21 protein-coding genes are annotated in these 24,681 nt (G+C 53.8%); 9 read left to right on the forward strand and 12 right to left on the reverse strand.

The window, feature by feature from the left end; translation table 11 throughout:
• Window positions 1-282 precede the first annotated feature (282 nt).
• Window positions 283-909, forward strand: coding sequence for a glutathione S-transferase family protein (locus HV037_RS16205; protein ID WP_103283665.1), 627 nt, complete (start codon window positions 283-285; stop codon window positions 907-909).
• A gap of 5 nt (window positions 910-914) precedes the next feature.
• Here the strand turns inward: HV037_RS16205 and HV037_RS16210 are convergent, their stop codons facing one another.
• On the reverse strand, window positions 915-2,012 hold the full coding sequence (locus HV037_RS16210; protein ID WP_103283664.1) for a PQQ-dependent sugar dehydrogenase: 1,098 nt from the start codon (window positions 2,010-2,012) through the stop codon (window positions 915-917).
• 102 nt (window positions 2,013-2,114) lie between these two features.
• Complete coding sequence (bssR, locus tag HV037_RS16215) at window positions 2,115-2,498, reverse strand: biofilm formation regulator BssR (protein ID WP_016156086.1); 384 nt, start codon at window positions 2,496-2,498, stop codon at window positions 2,115-2,117.
• A gap of 230 nt (window positions 2,499-2,728) precedes the next feature.
• On the opposite strand from bssR, the gene rimO reads away from it, so the two are divergent.
• Window positions 2,729-4,054: a 30S ribosomal protein S12 methylthiotransferase RimO gene (rimO, locus tag HV037_RS16220; protein WP_016152393.1), complete on the forward strand. Its 1,326-nt coding sequence runs from the start codon at window positions 2,729-2,731 to the stop codon at window positions 4,052-4,054.
• A gap of 57 nt (window positions 4,055-4,111) precedes the next feature.
• Here the strand turns inward: rimO and gsiD are convergent, their stop codons facing one another.
• The 6 genes from gsiD to HV037_RS16250 form a co-directional block, all read right to left on the reverse strand.
• Window positions 4,112-5,023: a glutathione ABC transporter permease GsiD gene (gene gsiD, locus HV037_RS16225; RefSeq protein WP_075847005.1), complete on the reverse strand. Its 912-nt coding sequence runs from the start codon at window positions 5,021-5,023 to the stop codon at window positions 4,112-4,114.
• Window positions 5,024-5,025: 2 nt separating this feature from the next.
• A complete protein-coding gene (gene gsiC / locus HV037_RS16230) occupies window positions 5,026-5,946 on the reverse strand; it encodes a glutathione ABC transporter permease GsiC (RefSeq protein ID WP_016152391.1) in 921 nt (306 codons plus the stop codon).
• A gap of 46 nt (window positions 5,947-5,992) precedes the next feature.
• Window positions 5,993-7,531: a glutathione ABC transporter substrate-binding protein GsiB gene (gene gsiB, locus HV037_RS16235; protein ID WP_046274653.1), complete on the reverse strand. Its 1,539-nt coding sequence runs from the start codon at window positions 7,529-7,531 to the stop codon at window positions 5,993-5,995.
• 28 nt (window positions 7,532-7,559) lie between these two features.
• Entirely contained in the window at window positions 7,560-9,431 is a 1,872-nt protein-coding gene (gene gsiA / locus HV037_RS16240) for a glutathione ABC transporter ATP-binding protein GsiA (RefSeq protein ID WP_181624244.1), read from the reverse strand.
• Entirely contained in the window at window positions 9,418-10,383 is a 966-nt protein-coding gene (iaaA, locus tag HV037_RS16245; protein WP_103283663.1) for a beta-aspartyl-peptidase, read from the reverse strand. Before iaaA ends, gsiA begins: the two co-directional genes overlap by 14 nt.
• Before the next feature lie 192 nt (window positions 10,384-10,575).
• Window positions 10,576-11,364 (reverse strand): aminoglycoside adenylyltransferase family protein, encoded by a 789-nt coding sequence (locus HV037_RS16250; RefSeq protein ID WP_103283662.1) that lies wholly within the window; start codon window positions 11,362-11,364, stop codon window positions 10,576-10,578.
• Window positions 11,365-11,540: 176 nt separating this feature from the next.
• Here HV037_RS16250 and moeA point away from each other — a divergent pair, with 176 nt between their 5' ends.
• Both moeA and moeB read left to right on the forward strand, forming a co-directional pair.
• On the forward strand, window positions 11,541-12,776 hold the full coding sequence (gene moeA / locus HV037_RS16255) for a molybdopterin molybdotransferase MoeA (RefSeq protein WP_049270799.1): 1,236 nt from the start codon (window positions 11,541-11,543) through the stop codon (window positions 12,774-12,776).
• Window positions 12,776-13,525: a molybdopterin-synthase adenylyltransferase MoeB gene (moeB, locus tag HV037_RS16260; protein WP_103283660.1), complete on the forward strand. Its 750-nt coding sequence runs from the start codon at window positions 12,776-12,778 to the stop codon at window positions 13,523-13,525. The genes moeA and moeB overlap by 1 nt, the downstream gene beginning before the upstream one ends.
• 119 nt (window positions 13,526-13,644) lie before the next feature.
• On the opposite strand, the gene fsa is transcribed toward moeB, so the two are convergent.
• The gene (fsa, locus tag HV037_RS16265) at window positions 13,645-14,307 is read right to left on the reverse strand and encodes a fructose-6-phosphate aldolase (protein WP_019076360.1); all 663 of its coding nucleotides are present in this window, start codon (window positions 14,305-14,307) and stop codon (window positions 13,645-13,647) included.
• A 132-nt stretch (window positions 14,308-14,439) separates the two neighbouring features.
• Between fsa and HV037_RS16270 the strand changes: the two genes are divergently transcribed.
• From HV037_RS16270 to HV037_RS16285, 4 genes are all read left to right on the forward strand, one after another.
• On the forward strand, window positions 14,440-15,339 hold the full coding sequence (locus HV037_RS16270) for a glycyl-radical enzyme activating protein (RefSeq protein ID WP_016152383.1): 900 nt from the start codon (window positions 14,440-14,442) through the stop codon (window positions 15,337-15,339).
• Between the two features lie 5 nt (window positions 15,340-15,344).
• On the forward strand, window positions 15,345-17,777 hold the full coding sequence (locus HV037_RS16275) for a glycyl radical protein (RefSeq protein WP_049040697.1): 2,433 nt from the start codon (window positions 15,345-15,347) through the stop codon (window positions 17,775-17,777).
• A gap of 121 nt (window positions 17,778-17,898) precedes the next feature.
• Entirely contained in the window at window positions 17,899-18,714 is an 816-nt protein-coding gene (locus HV037_RS16280; RefSeq protein WP_016156075.1) for a Cof-type HAD-IIB family hydrolase, read from the forward strand.
• 153 nt (window positions 18,715-18,867) lie between these two features.
• Window positions 18,868-20,130: a DUF1479 domain-containing protein gene (locus HV037_RS16285; protein ID WP_016156074.1), complete on the forward strand. Its 1,263-nt coding sequence runs from the start codon at window positions 18,868-18,870 to the stop codon at window positions 20,128-20,130.
• A 143-nt stretch (window positions 20,131-20,273) separates the two neighbouring features.
• Here HV037_RS16285 and HV037_RS16290 read toward each other — a convergent pair whose 3' ends face one another.
• Entirely contained in the window at window positions 20,274-21,866 is a 1,593-nt protein-coding gene (locus HV037_RS16290; RefSeq protein ID WP_103283659.1) for an ABC-F family ATPase, read from the reverse strand.
• Between the two features lie 232 nt (window positions 21,867-22,098).
• Here HV037_RS16290 and ldtB point away from each other — a divergent pair, with 232 nt between their 5' ends.
• Window positions 22,099-23,019 (forward strand): L,D-transpeptidase, encoded by a 921-nt coding sequence (gene ldtB / locus HV037_RS16295; protein WP_003035268.1) that lies wholly within the window; start codon window positions 22,099-22,101, stop codon window positions 23,017-23,019.
• Window positions 23,020-23,099: 80 nt separating this feature from the next.
• Here the strand turns inward: ldtB and HV037_RS16300 are convergent, their stop codons facing one another.
• A complete protein-coding gene (locus tag HV037_RS16300; protein ID WP_103283658.1) occupies window positions 23,100-24,209 on the reverse strand; it encodes an anion transporter in 1,110 nt (369 codons plus the stop codon).
• On the reverse strand, window positions 24,206-24,679 hold the full coding sequence (gene mntR, locus HV037_RS16305) for a manganese-binding transcriptional regulator MntR (protein ID WP_047359431.1): 474 nt from the start codon (window positions 24,677-24,679) through the stop codon (window positions 24,206-24,208). Before mntR ends, HV037_RS16300 begins: the two co-directional genes overlap by 4 nt.
• Between the last annotated feature and the right edge of the window lie 2 nt (window positions 24,680-24,681).

Here is a 24,681-nt window from a genome sequence, read left to right on the forward strand (position 1 = left end):
CGTGTTTACACAAAACCAGCCAGGCGACCCTGGCCAACCCATGCAGAAAAGGTCTGATGGATGACGTGTAAAATAAGTGCGGTGAGTAATAACGCACTAACGAGCTTAAAGAAACCGTAAGTTGGTAAAGTTTTTAAAGTTTATGCAATAACACCGCGCTGCGCTGCTCCCGGCACGATTTTTTTAGACTTTGTTGCGTAAATATTAGGTTTACCCCACCATGTGGGCTAGTCAGATGGCATCAGCAGCCATAAAGCTGCTCAATTAATTTGCGGGGTTACTATGATTACACTGTGGGGTCGCAATAACTCGACCAACGTAAAAAAAGTATTGTGGACGCTCGAGGAACTGGAACTGCCGTATAACCAAATTCTGGCGGGCGGACAGCATGGCGGTAACCGCGATGCCGACTATCTGGCACTCAACCCGAACGGACTGGTCCCGCTACTACGTGATGATGAAACGGACGTTGTTCTCTGGGAATCCAATACCATTGTCCGCTATCTGGCAGCTCAGTACGGACAAAAGCGTTTGTGGATTGACGCCCCGGCCGCGCGCGCCGTCGGTGAAAAATGGATGGACTGGGCAAACCAGACGCTAAGTCCTGCGCATCGGGTTATCTTGTTTGGCCTGGTCAGAACCCCTGCCGAGAAACGCGATATGGCGGCAATCGAGGCGGGTAGTCAGGTGTGCGATAACCTGTTTGCTATTCTGGATAACGCGCTGGCGGAACAGCCATGGTTCTCCGGGGCTGAATTTGGCACTGCCGATATCGCCGTTGCGCCGTTTATCTATAACCTGTTCAACGTTGGCCTGAGCTGGACCCCGCGCCCACATCTGGAGCACTGGTATCAGCAACTGACCGAACGTCCGGCGTTTCAAAAAGTCGTGATGATCCCGGTCAGCTAACTCAATCAGGGACTCACTTTCAGTAATTCCCCGTCGGACTCGTCGGTTAGTACGTATAAGTACCCGTCTGGTCCGACACGCACATCACGGATCCGTTGCCCTCTTTCCTGCAACAGACGCCCCTCTTCGGTGACGGCATTCCCTTTGACGCTCAGCACGATCACTTCTTTATCTTTCAACGCGCCAATGAACAACTTCTGCCGCCACTGTGGGAAGGTATCGCTATTATAAAAAGCCATTCCGCTGACCGCCGGTGACTTTTCCCAGTAAAAGATGGGTTGCTCTGTTCCAGCAACAATTGGGCCTTTTGCTTCGGGAATTTTAAGACCACTGTAGTTAACGCCCCAGGTCGCAAGCGGCCAGCCGTAGTTTTTCCCTTTCTCCGGGATATTGATTTCATCGCCCCCGCGTGGACCATGCTCATTGAGCCACAGCGTATCGCTCCAGGGATTCATCGCCATCCCCTGCGGGTTGCGGATACCATATGACCAAATCTCTGCCCGTGCTCCTGCCCTCTTCACAAACGGATTATCCGGCGGAATTTTTCCCTCATCGGTCAGTCGTACGACCTTGCCCTGCAGCTTATCCAGATCCTGTGCGGTAGAACGTTGATTGTTTTCACCAAGGCCAATAAACAGATAACCGTTGCCATCAAAAACCATACGTCCGCCAAAATGGTTTCCGCTGGAGAGCTTCGGCTGTTGGCGAAAAATGGTCTGGAACCCTTGCAGATGTTTGAGATCGTCGCTCAATCGTCCGTAACCAACCGCTGTCCCGGCGTTACCTTCACTGTCAGCTTCAGCAAAGCTAAGCCACACCCGGCGAGATTGTTTAAAATCCGGTGCTAATGCCACATCAAGCAATCCCCCCTGACCATTCGCCCAGACTTTGGGTACGCCGGTTAGCGGGTCGGAAAGCCCCTTTCCAGACTGCCAAAGTCGAAGCTGGCCGCCTTTGAGCGTAATGAGCATACCGCGATTGTCGGGTAAAAACGCCAGCGACCACGGATGATCGAGTTTCGTTTGCAGCACTTCCACCTCTACCGCGGCGGCATAAGAGGAAAATAGCGCAAGTGGGACAGCACAGAGAAAGAGTCGACGCATAACACCTCCTTAATGGCTCTGCATAAAGCGTAGCCAGCAAGGGGAATTATCCCGCCACATTTACATAATCTTAACGAAAAGGGGGAGCGCCCTCCCCCTGATTCAGACGTGTTCCAGCGTTGAATAAGATTGCAAACACTGGATACTTAGCGTCAGCGTTGTCAGGCAGTTTTCCAGTTTCTCTGCGTTAACGGCGATAAAAGTTGGACAATCGTGATGTCCACTCATAAGACAAACAGCGGCGGCGGCTAACGCCCCTTCAGCACGATGAAGGGCATTCCACTCTTCCTGATCAAGATGCATACCGTGAAGCTGTGATTGCTCGTGCAATTCGCGATTCAGTGCAAAAAAATTATCACGCAGACGATCGCTCTCGCTGACTGACATGTAGCCTTTCGCTTTTCTCAACAGCAAATAAGCGGCAAGTTCGACACGGGCGTTTATCAATTTGTTGAGAAGATCGGTTCTCAGTCTGTCAACAACCATACTTTGTTCCTCCTCTTTCCAACTATGGTGCAACTTAATAGTATGGTCATTTTTTGAACAAAGTCGTGTCCAGGATCAATCCATCACCGAAAATTAACATAATTTACAAATAATCTTTAATTCCACGCCGGGCGTGGCGACTGATGGTATGAGATTGCGATACAATTTTTATTCAGAACTCTGTAGAATCCGTGCCCTGAATATTCCAATAACTGAACAATTTTTACGCTATGAGCAATGTAACCCACCAGCCGAAAATCGGCTTTGTCTCCCTCGGCTGCCCGAAAAACCTCGTCGATTCTGAACGCATCCTGACCGAACTTCGTACCGAAGGCTATGATGTTGTGCCAAGCTACGACGACGCGGATATGGTTATCGTTAACACCTGTGGCTTTATCGACAGCGCGGTTCAGGAGTCGCTGGAAGCAATCGGCGAAGCGCTGAACGAAAACGGCAAGGTGATCGTCACCGGCTGTCTGGGCGCGAAAGTCGATCAGATCCGTGAAGTCCACCCGAAGGTGCTGGAAATCACCGGGCCGCATAGCTACGAACAGGTTCTGGAGCACGTTCACCACTATGTGCCCAAACCAAAGCACAACCCGTTCCTGAGCCTGGTTCCTGAACAGGGCGTCAAGCTCACTCCGCGTCATTATGCCTATCTGAAAATTTCTGAAGGCTGCAACCACCGCTGCACGTTCTGCATTATTCCGTCGATGCGTGGCGATCTGGTGAGCCGTCCGATTGGCGACGTCCTCAGCGAAGCCAAACGTCTGGTGGATGCGGGCGTAAAAGAGATACTGGTTATTTCTCAGGATACTTCCGCGTACGGCGTGGATGTGAAGCATCGCACCGGTTTCCATAACGGCGAGCCGGTCAAAACCAGCATGGTTGATCTGTGCGAGCAGTTATCAAAACTGGGGATCTGGACTCGTCTGCATTACGTCTATCCCTATCCGCACGTTGATGACGTGATCCCACTGATGGCGGAAGGGAAAATCCTGCCGTATCTGGACATCCCGCTGCAGCATGCCAGCCCGCGTATTCTTAAGCTGATGAAACGCCCAGGCTCCGTGGACAGACAACTGGCACGCATCAAGCAGTGGCGTGAAATCTGCCCTGAACTGACGCTGCGCTCAACCTTCATTGTCGGTTTCCCAGGTGAAACGGAAGAAGACTTCCAGATGCTGCTCGACTTCCTGAAGGAAGCGCGTCTGGACCGCGTGGGCTGCTTTAAATACAGCCCGGTAGAAGGCGCTGGCGCCAATGACCTGCCGGACCAAATCCCGGAAGAGGTGAAAGAGGAACGCTGGAACCGCTTTATGCAATTGCAACAGCAAATCTCCGCTGAACGTTTGCAGGAAAAAGTGGGCCGCGAAATTCTGGTTATCGTTGATGAAGTTGACGAAGAAGGCGCGATTGGACGCAGCATGGCTGACGCCCCGGAAATCGACGGCGCGGTATACCTGAATGGCGAAACCAAGGTGAAACCTGGCGATATCATCCGCGTGAAGGTCGAAAACGCTGATGAATACGATCTGTGGGGCACCCGCGTTTAAATAAGCGCAACCCAACTGTAGGCCGGATAAGCGTTACCTCTTATCCGGCCCTGTGATTTATCCTTTAATTTTCGGGTCCAGCGCGTCGCGCAGACCATCTCCGAGTAAGTTAAACGCCAGCACCGTCAGGAATATTGCCACCGCCGGGAAAATCGCCACGTGCGGCGCGATCACCATATCAGCGCGGGCTTCATTGAGCATTGCCCCCCACTCCGGGGTCGGCGGCTGCGCACCCAATCCCAGAAATGACAGGCTCGCGGCAGAGATAATCGACGTGCCAATTCGCATGGTAAAAAAGACCACGATCGATGAAACCGTACCCGGCAAGATATGGTTGAAGATGATGGTCGCATCGCTGGCGCCAATACTGCGCGCGGATTCAATAAAGGTCTGCTGCTTTAGCACCAGCGTATTTGCGCGCACCAGCCGCGCGAAGGCCGGAATGGAGAAAATGGCCACGGCAATAATCACGTTTGCAATGCCGCTGCCCAGCACAGCGACCACGGCTATCGCCAGCAAAATACCCGGAAAGGCGAACAGCACATCGCAGATACGCATAATCAGTCGATCCCACCAGCCTTCGTAGTATCCCGCCAGCAGACCCAGCACGGTGCCAATCGCTGCGCCAATAAATACGGCAAAGACCCCCGCCGCCAGCGAGATTTGCGCCCCCACCAGCACGCGGCTAAAAATATCCCGCCCCAGCGAGTCAACGCCGAACCAGTGCAGCATCGATGGTCCGTCATTCAGACGGTCATAATCGAAGTAATTCTCGGCATCAAATGGCGTTAACCAGCGAGCAAAAATCGCCACCATTATTAGCAGCACGACAAATAACCCCGCTAACATCGCCATGCGCTGGCGATGGAAACGACGCCAGAATTCATGCCACGGCGTGCGTATCTGCTCAGGCTTAACAAGGGGCATCGCATTTAAAATCGCCTGTCGGCGCCAGTTAAAAAATCGCATCCTTACTTGTACCTGATAGCCGGATTAATGGCGGCATAGAGCACATCCACCACTAAGTTAATAAGAATAAACTCCAGAGAAAACAACAGCACCTCGGCCTGAATCACCGGGTAGTCGCGCATTTCGACTGAGTCCACCAACAGCCGCCCAAGCCCTGGCCAGTTAAACACCTTCTCAACCACAATCGAGCCGCCAAGCAAAAAGCCAAACTGTAGCCCCATCATGGTGACCACCGGGATCATCGCATTGCGCAAACCATGTTTTAACACCACCCAGGTTTCACTCACCCCTTTGGCCCGCGCGGTACGCATATAGTCTTCACTGAGCACATCGACAAACGAAGCGCGGGTAAACCGGGCTAACACCGCAGCCACCGCCGCACCCAGGGTAATAGACGGGAGGATATAGTGCCGCCAGGTATCAGCGCCAACGGTGGGCAACCAGCCAAGCTCAACGGAGAATATCTGCATGAGCAGCATGCCGAGCGCAAACGCCGGGAAAGAGATCCCGGTGACGGCGAGCGTCATACTCAATCTGTCCGGCCAACGATTGCGCCATACAGCAGCAATAATCCCTGCCGTCATGCCGAATAACACCGCCCACGCCATGCTGGCAATGGTCAGCCATAGCGATGGCATAAAACGACTGGCTATCTCTTCGGAGACCGGGCGACGAGAAACCATTGAGGTTCCAAAATCGCCTTGCAACACGTTAGTAATGTAATGCCAGAACTGAATATGCAGCGGCTGGTCCAGACCCAACTGCTGACGCACCAGTTCGATCACCTCAGCATCAGCCTCCGGTCCGGCAATCAGCCGGGCCGGATCGCCGGGTAGCAGGTGAACAAATAAAAATACCAGCACCGCTACGATCAACAGAGTTGGAATCAACCCCAGCAGGCGCTTGAAAACATAGTTAAGCATCACACTCCCTTCGCCGGCCCCTGCGTGGCGGGGCCGGATGAATAGCTTATTTTAAATCCGCATCATCAAAGCTAAATCCGGTATCCGGCATGATCCAGAACCCGGTCAATCTGGTGTTGTGCGCCGAAATCAGTTGTTCCACTACCAGTGGGATCCACGGCGACTCTTTCCAGATAATATCCTGCGCATCCTTGTACAGCTTCGCTTTCTGGGCCGGATCGTTGGTTTGCAACGCTGCCGCTAAATCACTGTCCACCTGCTTATTGCTGTAGAACGCCGTATTAAACAGCGTTGGCGGCCAGTTTTGAGATGCAAACAGCGGTGACAGCGCCCAGTCTGCTTCACCCGTAGAGGCAGACCAGCCGGTGTAGAACATGCGTACCCCGCTCTCTTTCTGCGCTTTACCTTCGACTTGCGCCGCGCGCTGACCGGCATCCATCGCCGTCACCTGAGCCTTAACGCCCACCTGAGCCAGTTGCTGCTGGGTAAATTGCAGCACTTTTTGCGCGGTACTATGGTTATGAGAAGACCATAGCGTGGTGGTAAAACCGTTCGGATAACCCGCTTCTTTCAGCAGTTCGCGCGCTTTTGCCGGGTCGTATGGCCATGGCGTATAGCTTTGCGCATAGGCGATCGACGGTGGGAGAACGCCGGTTGCTGGCGTCGCGTAACCGGCAAACGCCACTTTCACCAGCGCCTGACGGTTGATGGCATAATTCAGCGCTTCACGCACCTTCGGGTTATCGAACGGTTTTTGCGTGACGTTCATGCTGATGTAACGCTGCATAATAGAAGGACTGGCCACCAGTTCCAGGTTTTTATTCTTCGCCAGTAGCGCCGCCTGCTCGTAAGGGATCGGGAAGGCAAACTGCGCTTCCCCGGTCTGCAGCATTGCCGCACGCGTGTTGTTGTCGGTCACCGGACGCCAGGTAATCGTATCCAGCTTTGGCAGCCCTTGCTGCCAGTAACCCGCGAACTTCTTAACCTTTACAAAATCCGTCTGATTCCAGGTCTCAAGCTGATACGGCCCGGTCCCCACGGGATGGAAACCGATCTCCTTGCCGTATTTCTCCAGCGCGGCGGGAGAGATCATCGCCGTAGCCGGGTGCGCCAGAATATTGATAAATGCAGAGAACGGCTGCTTCAGCGTTATCTTCACCGTCGACGGATCGACGACCTCGGTTTTATCGATATTCTTATACAGGTTGTAGCGTTTCAGATGGTTTTCCGGGTTGCTGGCCCGATCGAGGTTAGCTTTAACCGCATCGGCGTTGAAGTCGGTGCCGTCCTGAAACTTCACGCCCTGTCGCAGCTTAAGGGTATAAGTCAGGCCATCATCAGAAACCGTATAACTCTCCGCCAGCACATTTTTCAGCTTCATCTCTTTATCAAGGCCAAACAGTCCCTGGTAAAACGACTTCGCTACCGCCTGCGACAACGTGTCGTTTGCGTCGTAGGGATCGAGGGTGGTGAAATTGGATCCTACCGCCACTACTACATCTTTGGCGGCCCAGCCAGGTGTGGCGGCCAGCGCAGAGGCCACTCCCACAGCAACCAGCCATTTTCGAGCAACAATTTTTGTCATGTTATTCTCCTTAAACCCTGCCTGCCTGTTATAAACGCGAAAGCGCATTTTCTGGTTGCGGACGCGCAACATAATGCCCCGGGCCAACTTGCTGGAGTGAAACGGGGGAAATCTCTTCACCGCGTTTGCGGATATTACTGGGGATATCATCCGACAGCAGCACGCGCTGGGGCCGGTGATGTGAGGGATCGGCGACCGGGACTGCCGCCATCAGTTTGCGGGTGTACGGATGCTGCGGATTTTCAAACACCGCGCGTCGGGTGCCGATCTCGACGATTTGCCCAAGGTACATCACCGCCACCCGATGACTGATCCGCTCCACCACCGCCATATCGTGGGAAATAAACAGGTACGCAATCCCCATTTCTCGTTGGAGGTCGAGCAACAGGTTGATAATTTGCCCGCGAATTGAGACATCCAGCGCCGAAACTGACTCATCGGCAATAATCACCTTGGGATTGAGCGCCAGCGCCCGGGCAATACAGATCCGCTGACGCTGCCCACCGGAAAACTCATGCGGATAGCGCCAGGCATGCTCAGGGAGCAATCCTACGCGTTCCAGCAGCCATGCAACCCGTTTTGTCGCCGCATCGCCTTGCAGTAGCCCATGCACCCGCAGCGGTTCTAAAATGGAATATCCCACGGTCTGACGCGGATCGAGCGAAGCATAGGGGTCCTGAAAGATAAATTGAATATCCCGACGCAGCGGCTGTAGCTTACTGGCGGCCAGGGTATCGATACGCTGTCCGTTGAAAACAATCTCCCCGCGTTGAGACTCGACCAGACGTAGCAGCGCCCGACCGGTGGTGGATTTCCCGCAGCCTGACTCCCCCACCAGCGAGAGCGTCTCTCCGGGCCACAGGTCAAAGCTGACGTTTTCCACCGCATGCACCTCGCGGGTCACCCGATTAAGAATGCCGCTGCGCAGCGGAAAACGCGTCACCAGATTACGTACCTGCAAAATAGGCTCGCCTTCAACCACGGTATCCTGTTCAGTCTGTGGTTCTACATGACTGGGATCGTGTAACGAAATGAGAGGAAACCGGCGCGGGTACGCTTGTCCGGTCATCGCCCCAAGCTGCGGCACGGCTGCCAGCAGCGCTTTGGTGTAAGGATGCTGGGGAGCGTGAAAAATCTGCTCAACGCTGCCGGTTTCTACCGCCTCGCCCTGATACATCACCAGCACGCGATCGGCAATATCCGCCACGACGCCCATATCGTGGGTAATAAAGATCACTCCCATCGACATATCCTGCTGCAACACTTTTATCAGTTGCAGGATCTGTGCCTGAATAGTGACATCCAGCGCGGTAGTCGGTTCATCGGCAATTAAAACCGCAGGGCGACACGATAGCGCCATGGCGATCATTACCCGCTGGCGCATGCCGCCAGAAAGCTGGTGCGGATAGCGCGATAAAATAGCCTTCGCCTCGGGGATACGCACCTGGTCGAGCATCCGTTTCGCTTCCACCATCGCCTCTTCGTGGCTGGCCCCCTGATGCAAACGGATTGACTCAGCAATCTGCTCACCCACGGTAAATACCGGATTAAGCGATGTCATGGGCTCCTGGAAGATCATGGCGATATCCGCGCCACGCACGTGACGCATCCGCGACGCGCTCTGTTCACCCAGCTCAATAACCTGTCGGTTACGGCGTCGAAGGAGCATTTCATCGCAGCTCACCTCGCCGCCTGACTGTTCAATCAAACGCATTAGCGACAAGGCTGTTACCGACTTTCCTGAACCGGATTCACCCACTATCGCCAGCGTTTCACCACGCTTCAGGCGAAATGACAGATTACGCACCGCACTGATGCGCTGTTGCTCCTGTTCAAAGGCAATGTTCAGGTTGCTGACTGCCAGCACGTCGCTGGCGTCAAGCTCATCACTGTGTGGCAACGGTATCTCCTTTTTCCCGATAAATACCGGTGGTTGGCGTATCGCCTGCATATCCCCAGGCACGGTACATGCCTTCGCTGTTAAACGGCAAGGCGACGTTGCCCTCGTGATCGACGGCAATTAAACCGCCGCTACCGCCGAGCGCCGGTAATTTTTCCATTACTACGCGTTCGCACGCCTCCGATAAACTCAGGCCGCCATAGTCCATCAACGCCGCAATGTCATAGGCCGCCAGCGCACGAATAAAGACTTCACCGGTTCCGGTGCAGGAAACGGCCACACTTGCGTTATTGGCATAACAGCCAGCGCCGACCAGCGGACTGTCACCTACCCGACCCGGTAATTTGTTGGTCATCCCGCCGGTCGATGTTGCCGCCGCCAGATTGCCAAACATATCCAGCGCGACCGCACCCACAGTACCCATTTTGTTGTTTTCATCCAGCGGGGTCGCGCTATGATCCAGCACCGTTTCACCCGCCGATTGCGCTGCCAGCAGTTGAGCGTAGCGTTCTGGCGTCGAGAAAATATCCGCCGAAACGCGCTCCATACCCTGCGCAATGGCAAAGTTTTCAGCCCCTTCACCTATCATCATGACGTGGGGACTGTGCTCCATCACCAGGCGAGCCGCGAGAATTGGGTTGTGCAGATGGCTAACCCCGGCGACGGCTCCCGCGTTTAGCGTATTACCGTCCATCACACAGGCGTCCAGTTCATGGGTTTCATCACGGGTATACACCGCGCCAATTCCGGCATTAAACAACGGACACTCTTCCAACAAACGCACGGCTTCGGTGACCACATCCAGTGCGCTACGACCGTCTTCAAGCATCCGCTGGCCGGTTTCAACGATATCCGACAGCGCCTGTATATAACGCAATTCTTGCTCCTGGCTCAGTAGCGCGCGGGTGATAGCCCCTGCGCCGCCGTGAATTGCAATGACTGCTTTACCCATTTTATTCGTCCATTAGGTGGCGGGTACCGGGGGGTTATAAATATCAGAATTTCGGTGACTTATTGATTCGATTTTTGAATATAGAAAGATGCAGACGTCATGTAAAGGTAAAGGCCCGCACCTCACACCCCGTCTCATCAGGTCATTCAGATGTGTTTAACGGAAAGGAGATCTCTCGACGTTGGTGCTAAATTATTCAAGCCGATCGGTAATCTGTTTTTTTGCATAAAATACAAAGCGTTCTACAGACGGCATACACGCTGCCCAGTTATGTTTGGTTAACCCCAGATATTCCGCACGCGCTACTTGCAGCAAATCAGCATGCTCAGCGGGTAATTGCGGCAGAAGCCAGGATGCGGCCTCATCTTTAGCGACAATATTACCCGTAACCACGCTATACCAGATACGTGCCAGAGCAAGGATGATATTACGCTCGTCCCCCTCTAAATCAGCCGGTTTCTGCCACATCTCAAGGATATGCCGAAATGTTTGCAATACATCGCTAAACGGAATGACGTTAAATAACGTCTCAGCAGGTTCACCGAACAGCGGTACGCTGGCGCGCCGGGCCTGGGTCAGCAGAATAGAAAGATCAGCATCCACCATTGCCGGTTCAAACACGCCAGCACGAATATCATCACGCAACCATTCGCCAAACTGCATTTCTCTCGCCGGTGGGAATCGCCACGGCACGATCTGCGAGTGCAGAACCACGGTCACTTCCAGCGCACGATATGGCCCGGAGGTGCCGGGAGGCGCTGAAATGGTCAGCAAATCCTGCATCAGTTTTTTTCTTTGTCGGGCATTTATGGGTTCACGCAGGGTGACCAATAAATCAATGTCGCTTTGGGGTTTTAAGCCGCCTTCAACCGCAGAGCCATACAAATGAAGGGCAATGAGATTCCCCTCGAAAATCTGACGGATGCACGCACTGGCGGCCTCCACCTGTCGTCGAATTGCGTCTGGAATAATATTAGCCATTTAGCCCCCAGGGAAAAATGAGCGGAAATATTGAGTCTATACTGCATTCTTCCTGCAGCGCTATCCCTGGCACAAAACCTTTACCAGATCTGATTCTAAGCCTGAGGTAGCATACTGCCCGCGTCCATTTTCTGACATAATGAGCAGATTCGATTTTGCCCCGCAGGAGTCTTCTCATGGAATTTACCGCCGGACTGATGCCGCTTGAAACGGCTCTCTCTCAGATGCTTTCGCGTATTACCCCGCTCACCGCCGTCGAAACGCTGCCGCTGGTTCAATGCTTTGGCCGCATTCTGGCCACCGACGTTGTCTCCCCCATTGATGTACCGGGATTCGATAACTCAGCAATGGATGGCTATGCGGTACGATTAGCCGATTTACAATCTGATCAGCCGCTTGCTGTGGCGGGTAAAGCCTTTGCCGGTCAGCCTTTCCATGGCGAGTGGCCTGCGGGAACCTGCATCCGTATTATGACCGGCGCCCCAGTGCCTGCTGGTTGTGAAGCGGTGGTGATGCAGGAGCAAACGGAACAAACTGAGGACGGGGTGCGTTTTACCGCCGAAGTCCGCCGCGGGCAAAATATTCGTCTGCGCGGTGAAGATATTGCAAACGGCGCGGTGGTGTTTCCCGCCGGGACTCGCCTGACAACCGCCGAGCTTCCCGTTCTGGCTTCGCTCGGTGTTGCCGATGCTCCCGTTGTACGCAAAGTCCGCGTGGCGCTGTTCTCTACCGGCGATGAACTGCAGTTACCAGGTCAGCCGCTGGGAGACGGGCAGATTTATGACACTAACCGTCTGACCGTTCACCTGATGCTGCAACAGTTGGGCTGCGAAGTGATCAACCTGGGGATTATTCGCGACGATCCCAACGGGCTGCGTGCCGCGTTTATCGAAGCCGACAGCCAGGCCGATGTCGTCATCAGCTCCGGCGGCGTTTCAGTAGGCGAAGCGGATTACACTAAAACTATTCTGGAAGAGCTGGGAGAAATTGCCTTCTGGAAGCTGGCCATCAAACCGGGCAAACCGTTCGCGTTTGGCAAACTGAGCAACAGCTGGTTTTGCGGTCTGCCGGGTAATCCAGTGTCTGCGGCCCTCACCTTTTATCAACTGGTACAACCGCTCCTGGCGAAACTCAGCGGCAACACCGCCTGTGGACTGCCGCCTCGCCAGCGCGTGCGCACCGCCTCACGCCTGAAGAAAACACCTGGCCGTCTGGATTTTCAGCGCGGCGTATTGCAGCGTACCGCTGAAGGCGAACTGGAAGTCACCACTACCGGGCACCAGGGCTCGCATATTTTTAGCTCTTTTAGCCAGGGTAACTGTTTTATCGTGCTGGAGCGCGATCGCGGTAACGTCGAAGCCGGCGAATGGGTTGAGGTCGAGCCGTTTAACGCACTGTTTGGAGGCCTGTAATGGCAGAACTCAGCGACCAGGAGATGATGCGCTATAACCGGCAAATCATTCTGCGCGGCTTCGATTTCGAAGGTCAGGAAGCGCTCAAGGAGGCGCGGGTACTGGTCGTTGGTGTGGGAGGACTGGGATGCGCAGCAACTCAGTACCTTGCAGGCGCTGGCGTCGGGCATTTAACCTTGCTCGACTTTGACACAGTCTCCGTGTCGAACCTCCAGCGCCAGACGCTGCACAGCGATGCGACCGTTGGACAGCCAAAAGTGCTATCCGCCCGCGACGCACTGGCGCGGATTAACCCTTATATCGCCATTACGCCGGTGAATGCCCTGCTGGACGAGAGCGAGATTCACACGCTTATTACCGAACACGATTTGGTGCTGGACTGTACGGATAATGTCAGCATCCGCAATCAGTTGAATGCCGGATGCTTCGCCACCAGGGTTCCGTTGGTTTCCGGTGCGGCAATTCGCATGGAAGGACAAATTACCGTATTTACCTACCAGGAAGGAGAGCCCTGCTACCGTTGCCTGAGCCGTCTGTTCGGTGAAAACGCCCTGACCTGCGTAGAGGCCGGAGTGATGGCCCCGCTGATCGGCGTGATCGGCTCGTTACAGGCGATGGAAGCCATTAAGCTGCTGGCTAACTACGGTAAACCGGCGTCAGGAAAAATCGTCATGTACGACGCCATGACCTGCCAGTTTCGCGAAATGAAGCTGATGCGCAATCCCACCTGTGAGGTCTGCGGGAGTTAGCAGAGAAATCGTCGGCACCGCACTATTGCCAGAGGGCGATGCTAATGCCTCCAATCAGGCCTACAACAGCGCATTGTGTAGGCCGGATAAGGTGTCAGCCGCCATCCGGCAAAACAGACTTACAGAGAAGTGCGTCCAAATGCGCTCTGCCAGTCGTGCTCGAACTTCGCTACGGCAGCATCAACGGCCGGAGAGCTAATCATCTGCTGAGCGACATCCAGCGGCAGCGTGATGGACTCGCAGCCTGCCAGCAGGCAATCCAGCGCCTGACGCGGCGTTTTAAAACTGGCGGCCAGTACTTTGGCGTGCGGGGCATGCATTTTCAGTAAGGTCTGCAGATCGGTCACCGTCTGAATGCCGTCCCCCCCCTGCGCATCCACACGGTTAACGTATGGCGCAACGTATTCGGCCCCCGCAAGCGCAGCTAATAGCCCTTGAGCAGCGCCGTATACCGCGGTACCCAACGTCGGGATCCCCTCTTCTTTCAGCAATTTAATGGCCGTCAGACCTTCTGCCGTGACCGGCACTTTGACCACGATATCCGCAATGATTGCCCGCAGCTTACGCGCATCACTGACCATGCCTTCGGCGGTGGTCGCCATTACCTGAGCAAACAGGCGTCCTTGCCCTCCCATCGCTTCCTGCAGTTGCGGCAGTAACACGTCCAGCGTCTGCTTACCTGCCGCCACAATGCTTGGGTTAGTGGTCACCCCTGCTAGCGGAAAAACCCGCGCCAGAGCTTTTACCGCGTCAACGTCAGACGTATCTAAATAGAGTTCCATAACCTTTCCTCAAACGAATAATTAGCATGAATAAAAGGTAACACGGCGAAACCTCACGGTTAGTTGACGTACGTCAATATAACTTTCATTCGAAAGTAATTTAATCTTTATACGAAAGATGAGAGGCCGCTTATGATTTTCAATATCCAGCGCTATTCCACACATGATGGTCCCGGTATCCGTACCGTGGTGTTCCTTAAGGGATGCTCACTGGGCTGTCGGTGGTGCCAGAATCCGGAAAGCCGCGCCCGCACGCAGGATCTGCTCTATGACGCGCGTTTGTGCCTCGACGGTTGCGATCTCTGTGCTCAGGCCGCACCGAAGGTGATTGAACGCGCGCTGAGCGGATTGCTGATTCATCGCGAAAAACTGACCGATGATGCGCTCACGGCGCTGACCCACTGCTGTCCAACCCAGGCGCTGACCGTCTGCGGAGAGGAAAAAAGCGTGGACGACATCATGGCGACCGTAGTGCGTGATAAACCGTTTTACGATCGCAGCGGCGGGGGCCTCACCCTGTCTGGCGGTGAACCCTTTATGCAGCCAGAACTGGCGGCAGCGCTACTCAAAGCCAGCCACGATGCAGGTATTCATACAGCGGTTGAAACCTGTCTGCATGTCCCGTGGAAGTATATTGAACCGTCATTACCTGACGTCGACCTGTTCCTGGCCGATTTAAAACATGTCGCCGACGCGCCGTTTAAACAGTGGACCGATGGCAGCGCCTCTCGCGTACTGGAAAATCTGAAAAAACTGGCCGCCGCCGGTAAAAAAATGGTTATCCGCGTCCCCCTGATTCAGGGGTTCAACGCTGACGAAGCCGCTATTCAGGCCATTACCGATTTTGCTGCCGACGAGCTTCACGTCGATGAGATCCATTTTTTGCCCTACCACACGCTGGGCATCAACAAATACCACTTACTCAGTCAACCCTACAACGCACCGGATAAACCGCTTGATGCGCCTGCGCTGCTCGAATTTGCCCAGCAGTACGCCAGCCTGAAAGGTTTAACCGCGACCCTACGAGGATAATCGCCATGACCACTCTGAAACTGGACACACTCAGCGACCGTATCAAAGCGCATAAAACGGCCCTGATCCACATCGTGAAGCCGCCGGTTTGTACCGAGCGCGCCCAGCACTATACCGAGATGTATCAACAGCATCTGGATAAACCTATCCCGGTTCGCCGCGCGCTGGCGCTGGCCCATCATCTGGCGGAACGCACCATCTGGATCAAGCATGACGAACTGATCATTGGTAACCAGGCAAGCGAAGTGCGTGCCGCGCCAATCTTCCCGGAATACACCGTGTCGTGGATTGAAAAAGAGATCGATGACCTCGCCGACAGGCCGGGCGCTGGCTTTGCGGTAAGCGAAGAGAACAAACGCGTGTTGCACGAGGTGTGTCCATGGTGGCGTGGTCAGACCGTGCAGGATCGCTGCTACGGGATGTTTACGGACGAGCAGAAAGGGCTGCTGGAAACCGGCATTATCAAAGCCGAAGGTAACATGACCTCTGGTGATGCACACCTGGCGGTAAACTTCCCGCTGCTGCTGGAAAAAGGTCTCGACGGCCTGCGCCACAAAGTTGATGAACGTCGTTCCCGCATCAATCTGACTTGTCTGGAAGACCTCCATGGCGATCAGTTTCTGAAAGCGATTGATATCGTGCTGGAGGCCGTCAGTCTGCACATTGAGCGCTTTGCCGCGCTGGCACGTAAAATGGCGGCCACGGAAACTCGCGCCAGTCGTCGTGATGAACTGCTGACCATGGCGGACAACTGCGATGTGATCGCCCATGAGCCGCCAAAAACGTTCTGGCAGGCGCTGCAGTTGTGCTATTTCATCCAGTTGATCCTGCAAATTGAATCGAATGGTCACTCGGTGTCGTTTGGTCGCATGGATCAGTACCTCTATCCGTTCTACCGTCGTGACGTAGAACTGAACCAGAGCCTCGATCGTGAGCACGCCATTGAGCTGCTGCACAGCTGCTGGCTGAAACTGTTGGAAGTGAACAAAATCCGCTCCGGCTCCCATTCGAAAGCCTCGGCGGGTAGCCCGCTGTATCAGAACGTGACCATTGGTGGCCAAAACCTGGTTAACGGTCAGGCAATGGATGCCGTCAATCCGCTCTCCTACGCTATTCTGGAATCCTGCGGTCGCCTGCGTTCTACTCAGCCAAACCTGAGCGTGCGTTATCATGCAGGGATGAGTAATGATTTCCTGGATGCCTGTGTACAGGTGATCCGCTGCGGCTTCGGGATGCCTGCCTTTAATAACGACGAAATCGTCATACCTGAATTCATTAAGCTTGGCATTGAACCGCAGGACGCCTATGACTATGCGGCCATTGGTTGCATCGAAACCGCCGTTGGCGGCAAATGGGGCTACCGCTGTACCGGTATGAGCTTTATTAACTTTGCCCGCGTGATGCTGGCAGCGCTGGAAGGTGGTCGCGATGCCACCAGCGGTAAAGTATTTCTGCCACAGGAAAAAGCACTCTCGGCTGGTAACTTCAACAATTTCGACGAAGTGATGGACGCCTGGGATGCGCAGATTCGCTACTACACGCGTAAATCTATCGAAATTGAGTATGTTGTCGACACCATGCTGGAAGAGAACGTACACGATATTCTGTGCTCTGCGCTGGTAGATGACTGTATTGAACGCGCGAAAAGCATTAAGCAAGGCGGTGCGAAATACGACTGGGTATCGGGTTTGCAGGTGGGTATTGCCAACCTCGGCAACAGCCTGGCTGCGGTGAAGAAACTGGTCTTTGAACAAGGCGCTATCGGTCAGCAACAGCTGGCCGCCGCGCTGGCCGACGATTTTGACGGTCTGACCCACGAACAATTACGCCAGCGGCTGATCAACGGCGCACCGAAATACGGCAACGATGACGATAGCGTTGATACGCTGCTGGCCCGCGCTTATCAGACCTATATCAATGAGTTGAAACAGTATCATAATCCGCGTTACGGACGTGGCCCGGTTGGCGGCAATTACTACGCGGGTACCTCATCGATCTCCGCAAACGTACCGTTTGGCGCGGCAACGATGGCCACACCGGATGGTCGTAAGGCGCACACTCCGCTGGCAGAAGGCGCAAGCCCGGCTTCCGGAACGGACCATCTCGGCCCAACAGCGGTAATTGGCTCGGTGGGTAAACTGCCGACCGGTTCAATCCTCGGCGGCGTGTTGTTAAACCAGAAGCTGAACCCGGCCACGCTGGAGAATGAATCCGATAAGCAGAAGCTGATGATCCTGCTGCGTACCTTCTTTGAAGAGCACAAAGGCTGGCATATTCAGTACAACATTGTCTCCCGTGAAACGCTGCTGGAAGCCAAAAAGCACCCGGATCAGTATCGTGACCTGGTGGTCCGTGTAGCAGGTTATTCGGCCTTCTTCACCGCGCTGTCTCCAGATGCGCAGGACGATATCATCGCACGTACTGAACATATGCTGTAATCCCCCTTACCCGGCGGCATTTCGCTTGCCGGGTATTCTTCTTTCGAATGAAATAAATTTGTGCTTTAGCTCACATTGTTATTAAAATGTTTCTGGTCGCAGTTATGAGCCAGGAGCAAGTATGACCATCAAAGTTATCGTCACTGATATGGACGGAACTTTTCTCGACGACGCCAAAAAATACGATCATGCACGTTTTATGGCGCAGTATCAGGAACTGAAAAAACGAGATATTGAATTTGTCGTGGCCAGCGGCAATCAGTATTACCAACTGATCTCCTTTTTCCCGGAACTCAAAGATGAGATCTCTTTTGTTGCCGAGAACGGGGCGTTAGTCTTTGAACATGGCAAACAGCTGTTTCACGGTGAGCTGACCCGCCACGAATCCCGCATTGTCATTGGCGAACTGCTCAAAGATACGCATCTCAACTTTGTGGCTTGCGGCCTGCAAAGCGCCTACGTTAGCGAAAATGCCCCCGAGTCCTTTGTCGCATTGATGTCAAAACACTACCATCGCCTGAAACCCGTGAAGGATTATCAGGACATCGATGATGTGCTGTTTAAGTTCTCGCTGAATTTACCGGACCAACAAATCCCATTAGTGATCGATCACCTTCATTCTGCCCTTGACGGTATAATGAAACCCGTCACCAGCGGCTTTGGGTTTATTGACCTGATCATTCCAGGCTTGCATAAAGCCAACGGAATCAGCCGTCTGCTAAAGCGCTGGAACCTATCCCCGCAAAACGTGGTCGCCATTGGCGATAGCGGCAATGACGCAGAAATGCTGAAAATGGCGCGCTACTCTTTCGCCATGGCCAACGCGGCAGAGAGTATCAAATCGATTGCCCGCTATCAGACCGACGACAATAACCATCAGGGCGCGCTGAACGTGATTCAGGCGGTGCTGGATAACACTTCCCCTTTTAATTGCTAATCCTGCCCAACCGGGGTATCCCCTTGCCCCGGTTTCCACGCTTTTTCATGTTTCTCACACCATCAAATTTTAAACTTGCGTTAACTAAATTTTAACTTATATTATCACCTGTAAGTTAAATCAGTTTCGAATGAAAGTTAATGCGAGGTGGATATGGCTTTTACTTTTACCAGCGACACGTTGCCCACCGATCACAAAGCGGCAATCCGGCAGATGAAAAAGCAATTGCGTGAACAGCTTGGAGATGTTCAGTTGATTTTCAATCAGTTGAGCGAGGCCATTGCCAATCGCGTGGCGGAAATCAACGCCCTCAAAGCGCAAGGCTCTCCGGTATGGCCTGTGTTGTCCTATGCGGATATCAAGGCGGGTCGCGTGAGTGCTGAGCAGCGTGAAGAAATTAAGCGTCGCGGATGCGCGGTCATTAAAGGCCATTTCTCTCGCGAACAAGCCCTCGATTGGGATAGGTCAATGCTGGACTATCTGGACCACAACCATTTTGACGACATTTACAAAGGACCGGGCGATAATTTCTTTGGTACCCTGAGCGCGTCGCGACCTGAAATCTACCCCATCTACTGGTCCCAGGCGCAGATGCAGGCCCGTCAGAGTGAAGAAATGGCAAATGCGCAGTCATTTCTCAACCGTCTTTGGACATTTGCAGGCGAAGGTAAGCAATGGTTTAACCCGGATGTCAGCGTTATCTACCCCGACCGCATACGCCGTCGTCCACCGGGAACGACGTCCAAAGGGCTGGGCGCGCATACGGATTCCGGTGCGCTGGAACGCTGGCTTCTGCCGGCATATCAGCAGGTCTTTGCTAATGTTTTCAATGGCAAGCTGGAAGACTACGACCCGTGGCAGGCCGCGCATCGCACTGAAGTAGAAGAGTACACGGTGGATAACACCACCAAATGTTCAGTATTCCGTACCTTCCAGGGCTGGACTGCTCTCTCTGATATGCTGCCAGGTCAGGGGTTGTTGCACGTGGTCCCTATCCCTGAAGCGATGGCCTGGGTACTGTTACGTCCATTGCTTGACGATGTGCCGGAAGATGAACTTTGCGGCGTTGCGCCCGGCAGAGTTCTGCCGATTTCTGCGCAATGGCATCCGCTGCTGATTGAAGCGTTAACCAGCATTCCGCAACTGGACGCCGGAGACTCCGTCTGGTGGCATTGCGATGTGATCCACTCCGTCGCGCCGGTAGAAAATCAGCAGGGTTGGGGCAACGTGATGTACATCCCTGCCGCACCGATGTGCGAAAAGAATCTGGCCTACGCCCATAAAGTGAAGGCCGCGCTGGAAAAAGGCGTATCGCCGGGTGATTTCCCACGCGAGGATTATGAAACTCACTGGGAAGGACGCTTCACGCTGGATGATTTGAATATCCATGGCAAGCGTGCGCTGGGGATTATTTAATCTATAACTTACACAAGTTTCCCTAAGTATTTCGCGTTACAGGAAGGCGGCCAGCCTGTAAATCCCCGCAAGCTTACACAAGTAAGTGACCGGGGTGTACAGGTGCAGCCAACACACCTGTAACACGAAAGACGACGGGAAAATTATTCGACGCCCTTGCTACGCAGGTAATCTTCGTAGTTACCGGTGAAGTCGATTACGCGTTCCGGCGTAATTTCAATCACGCGGGTTGCCAACGAACTGACGAACTCACGGTCGTGAGAAACGAAGATCAGCGTGCCCTGGTACATTTCCAGCGCCATATTCAGCGACTCGATAGATTCCATATCCAGGTGGTTGGTCGGTTCATCCATTACCAGGATATTCGGCTTCTGCATCATCAGCTTACCGAACAGCATGCGTCCTTTTTCACCACCGGACAGCACTTTAGCAGGTTTCTTGATATCGTCCTGGCTGAACAGCAAGCGACCAAGGAAGCTACGTACTACCTGCTCATCATCGCCTTCCTGTTTCCACTGACTCATCCACTCGAAGACCGTCAGATCGTTTTCGAATTCGTACTCGTGATCCTGCGCGTAGTAACCAACCTGGGCGTTTTCAGACCATTTCACGGTACCGTTATCCGGCTGTAATTCGCCGACCAGCGTTTTCAGCATGGTTGATTTACCCACGCCGTTGGCACCCAGAATGGCAATTTTCTCACCGACTTCCAGCAGCAGGTTAAAGTTTTTAAACAACGGACCTTCATCAAAACCTTTCGTCAGCGCTTCCACTTCCAGCGCGTTTCGGAACAGTTTCTTATCCTGTTCGAAGCGGATGAACGGGTTCTGACGGCTGGACGCCTTCACTTCGTCAAGCTTGATCTTATCAATCTGACGCGCACGAGAAGTCGCCTGACGAGATTTAGATGCGTTGGCGCTAAAGCGGCTGACGAAGGATTGCAGATCGGCAATCTGCGCTTTCTTCTTGGCGTTATCGGCCAGCAGACGTTCACGCGCCTGGGTTGCCGCCGTCATATATTCGTCGTAGTTACCCGGATAAACACGCAGTTCGCCGTAGTCCAGATCCGCCATGTGCGTACAGACCATGTTCAGGAAGTGACGGTCGTGCGAAATGATGATCATGGTGCTGTCACGCTCGTTCAGCGTCTGCTCCAGCCAGCGGATGGTGTCGATATCCAGGTTGTTCGTTGGTTCGTCGAGCAGCAGAATGTCCGGGTTAGAGAACAGCGCCTGTGCCAGAAGCACACGCAGCTTCCAGCCGGGGGCGACTTCGCTCATCGGGCCGTAATGCTGTTCTACCGGAATACCTACGCCCAGCAGCAGTTCACCCGCACGCGCTTCCGCAGAGTAGCCGTCCATTTCGCCATACTGAACTTCAAGGTCAGCAACTTTATAGCCGTCTTCTTCGCTCATTTCGGCCAGGGCGTAAATGCGATCGCGCTCCTGCTTTACTTCCCACAGTTCACCGTGACCTATGATCACGGTGTCAAGCACGGTGAACTCTTCAAAGGCGAACTGATCCTGACGCAGCTTACCAATACGCTCGTTCGGATCGAGGGAAACGTTGCCCAGCGTCGGTTCGAGGTCGCCGCCGAGAATTTTCATAAAAGTGGATTTACCGCTACCGTTCGCGCCAATCAGGCCGTAACGGTTGCCGCCGCCAAATTTGACGGAAATATTTTCAAACAGCGGCTTACTGCCGAACTGCATGGTGACGTTGCTGGAAACTAACACTGGCGTATCCTGAAAGAGAAAGAAATATGTGACGAACCGCTTATTATGCCATAAGTCTGCAATAAGATCGCGCCTTGATGCTGAAGGGATAAAGTGAAAGCAAAAGGAAAAAAATGTGATTTAGTACACATCCGAATTCCTTGTTGCTCAGATTGCACATATAATGCGTGCCCAACACTACATAAATCTCAACCCACTAGCCTGCCTGGCACTGAATCTCGCATACATGAACATGAATATGAAATTAACAACGCTTTTCGCGGCGGCACTCGCAATAGTTGGTTTTTGTAACACCGCTTCTGCCGTCACGTACCCGCTGCCTACCGATGGCAGCCGTTTGATCGGCCAAAACCAGGTCATCACTATTCCTGAAGGCAACACCCAACCGCTGGAGTATTTTGCGGCGGAGTATCAGATGGGTCTGTCTAATATGCTGGAAGCCAACCCGGGCGTGGATACCTTCCTGCCGAAGGGCGGCACCGTACTGAACATACCTCAGCAATTGATCCTGCCGGATACCGTGCATGAAGGTATTGTTATTAACAGCGCTGAAATGCGTCTGTACTACTACCCGAAAGGCACCAACACCGTTATTGTTCTGCCGATCGGTATTGGCCAGTTGGGCAAAGACACGCCAATCAACTGGACCACCAAAGTAGAACGTAAAAAAGCGGGCCCAACCTGGACGCCAACGGCAAAAATGCATGCGGAATACCGCGCTGCGGGCGAACCGCTGCCAGCTGTTGTTCCGGCAGGTCCGGATAACCCGATGGGCCTGTACGCGCTGTATATCGGTCGCCTGTACGCCATCCACGGCACCAATGCTAACTTCGGCGTCGGCTTACGCGTCAGCCACGGTTGCGTGCGTCTGCGTAACGACGACATCAAATTCCTGTTTGAAAATGTGCCGGTCGGCACCCGCGTACAGTTTATCGATGAGCCGGTAAAAGCCACGACTGAACCAGACGGCAGCCGTTACATCGAGGTACACAATCCACTGTCTACCACTGAAGCACAGTTCGAAGGCGGGGAAATCGTACCGATTACGCTGAACAAGAGCATTACCAGCATCACCGGTCAGTCTGACGTCGATCAGGCCGTCGTTGAGCAGGCGGTACAGAACCGTTCAGGTATGCCGGTTCGTCTGAACTAAGCATCAAAACTGTCATTTCGCCTTATCGGGCCTACTTAACCTGTAGGCCCGATAAGCGCCAGCCCTATCGGGCACAATCCTCACATCACCTGCAATAAACCATACCCTACCAGCGCCGCCCATATCAGCATCGGCACCGAATACCAATGAAAACGCCACCAGATCCGTCGATCGTTTGCCATCCGTAAAGCAATAAGATTCGCCAGCGATCCCGGCAACAACCCAAAACCGCCCACATTGACCGCCCAGGCCAGCAGCAGCGTTGGCGGGACGTAGTTCAGCAGCAAAATCGTGCTGGGAACATTACTGATAAACTGCGACAGGCCAATGCCCGTCACCCAAAGCCCCGGCGCTGAAAGCGTGCCAATCTGGTGGGTAATCTCCTGCAAGGCCGGGAGTTGCGTCAGCAAGTGCACATCAATGAACATCGCCATAAACACCAACAGCAGCGTCCAATCCACGCTGAGGATCACGCGGCGAGCCAGCACCATGAATCCTGCCGCAACGATCGCCAGGCCCCACAGCTCTTGTTTTAACTCCAGTGCCGCCAGGAAAATGATATACAGCCCCAGACAGCTCCACACCAGGCGCGGTTGCCAGTCAGGCGCGCGCGTACCGGTATGATAATGCAAAGCTTTATACGGGAAACTGAACCAGCACAGCGCCACCAATGTCAGCATCATGGCCCCCGCAAGCGGCGCCATCTGCCAGGTAAACGCGGTAAACGATAAGCCGGAGCGTCCCCACATCAGAATGTTTTGCGGATTACCTATTGGCGTGAGCAACGAACCGGCGTTTACCGCCAGCGCCTCAAAGATAATCAGGCGATTTACAGGAATGGCGCACAATTTTTTCAGGGTGATCGTCAGCGGAACAACAATAAACAGCGCAACATCGTTGGTCAGAAACGTCGACAGCAGCGCCGCCGCCAGCACCATAAATATCGCCAATTGACGTTCAGTGTTGAAGCGCCGGATCATCTTGCGCCCTAACACATCGAAGTAACCGCTTAGCTCCACGCCTTTGGTCAGTAACATCAGGCCGCTAAGCGTAATAATCGTGTGCCAGTCTATCGCCCCCGGCCACGACCGTGGTGTAAATGGCACGAACAGGCTCAGTACAACCCCGACGATGATTAACAGCTGAAAAAAGCGATCGCGCTGTAAGGCGCGTAGTAAAGGAAAACTCATTCAGAGCCTGTGCCTTTCTGTTGCGTAAACCGGCTAAAAGCCTCCAGCGTTTCCTTACTGACGTGATGCTCCATTCCCTCCGCGTCGCGACGGGCAATTTCCGGGCTGATACCTAACATCAGCAGGAAGTTCTCCACAATCTGGTGACGCTCCCGACTCTCCTGAGCCAGTCGTTCACCTTCTGCGGTTAAAAAAACGCCCCGCCAGGGGATCATTTCAATCAACCCAACTGAAGCAAGACGCTTAAGCATTTTAGCAACCGTCGGCTGGGAAACCCCAAGCCGTGCGGCCATATCGACCTGGCGCGCTTCACCCACCTCAATAATGAGATCGGAAATCAACTCTACGTAGTCATCAATCAGCTCACGGCGATGTGCCTCCCGGACCTGACGAAATCCTTCAACATGTTCTTCGACATTCACCAATTGCGTCACTTTTTTTGTTGTTGGCATACCTGCGCGACGACTCATTC

The organism is Citrobacter sp. RHBSTW-00017, from assembly GCF_013797615.1.
GTDB lineage: Bacteria > Pseudomonadota > Gammaproteobacteria > Enterobacterales > Enterobacteriaceae > Citrobacter > Citrobacter braakii.

Coding starts and splice junctions, on each gene's coding strand:
- HV037_RS16210 (WP_103283664.1), bottom strand. CDS start 2,012: ATGCGTCGACTCTTTCTCTGTGCTGTCCCACTTGCGCTATTTTCCTCT.
- gsiD (WP_075847005.1), bottom strand. CDS start 5,023: ATGCGATTTTTTAACTGGCGCCGACAGGCGATTTTAAATGCGATGCCC.
- HV037_RS16285 (WP_016156074.1), top strand. CDS start 18,868: ATGGCTTTTACTTTTACCAGCGACACGTTGCCCACCGATCACAAAGCG.
- rimO (WP_016152393.1), top strand. CDS start 2,729: ATGAGCAATGTAACCCACCAGCCGAAAATCGGCTTTGTCTCCCTCGGC.
- bssR (WP_016156086.1), bottom strand. CDS start 2,498: ATGGTTGTTGACAGACTGAGAACCGATCTTCTCAACAAATTGATAAAC.
- HV037_RS16270 (WP_016152383.1), top strand. CDS start 14,440: ATGATTTTCAATATCCAGCGCTATTCCACACATGATGGTCCCGGTATC.
- gsiC (WP_016152391.1), bottom strand. CDS start 5,946: ATGCTTAACTATGTTTTCAAGCGCCTGCTGGGGTTGATTCCAACTCTG.
- moeA (WP_049270799.1), top strand. CDS start 11,541: ATGGAATTTACCGCCGGACTGATGCCGCTTGAAACGGCTCTCTCTCAG.
- HV037_RS16280 (WP_016156075.1), top strand. CDS start 17,899: ATGACCATCAAAGTTATCGTCACTGATATGGACGGAACTTTTCTCGAC.
- fsa (WP_019076360.1), bottom strand. CDS start 14,307: ATGGAACTCTATTTAGATACGTCTGACGTTGACGCGGTAAAAGCTCTG.
- HV037_RS16275 (WP_049040697.1), top strand. CDS start 15,345: ATGACCACTCTGAAACTGGACACACTCAGCGACCGTATCAAAGCGCAT.
- gsiB (WP_046274653.1), bottom strand. CDS start 7,531: ATGACAAAAATTGTTGCTCGAAAATGGCTGGTTGCTGTGGGAGTGGCC.
- HV037_RS16300 (WP_103283658.1), bottom strand. CDS start 24,209: ATGAGTTTTCCTTTACTACGCGCCTTACAGCGCGATCGCTTTTTTCAG.
- iaaA (WP_103283663.1), bottom strand. CDS start 10,383: ATGGGTAAAGCAGTCATTGCAATTCACGGCGGCGCAGGGGCTATCACC.
- HV037_RS16250 (WP_103283662.1), bottom strand. CDS start 11,364: ATGGCTAATATTATTCCAGACGCAATTCGACGACAGGTGGAGGCCGCC.
- moeB (WP_103283660.1), top strand. CDS start 12,776: ATGGCAGAACTCAGCGACCAGGAGATGATGCGCTATAACCGGCAAATC.
- HV037_RS16205 (WP_103283665.1), top strand. CDS start 283: ATGATTACACTGTGGGGTCGCAATAACTCGACCAACGTAAAAAAAGTA.
- mntR (WP_047359431.1), bottom strand. CDS start 24,679: ATGAGTCGTCGCGCAGGTATGCCAACAACAAAAAAAGTGACGCAATTG.
- ldtB (WP_003035268.1), top strand. CDS start 22,099: ATGAATATGAAATTAACAACGCTTTTCGCGGCGGCACTCGCAATAGTT.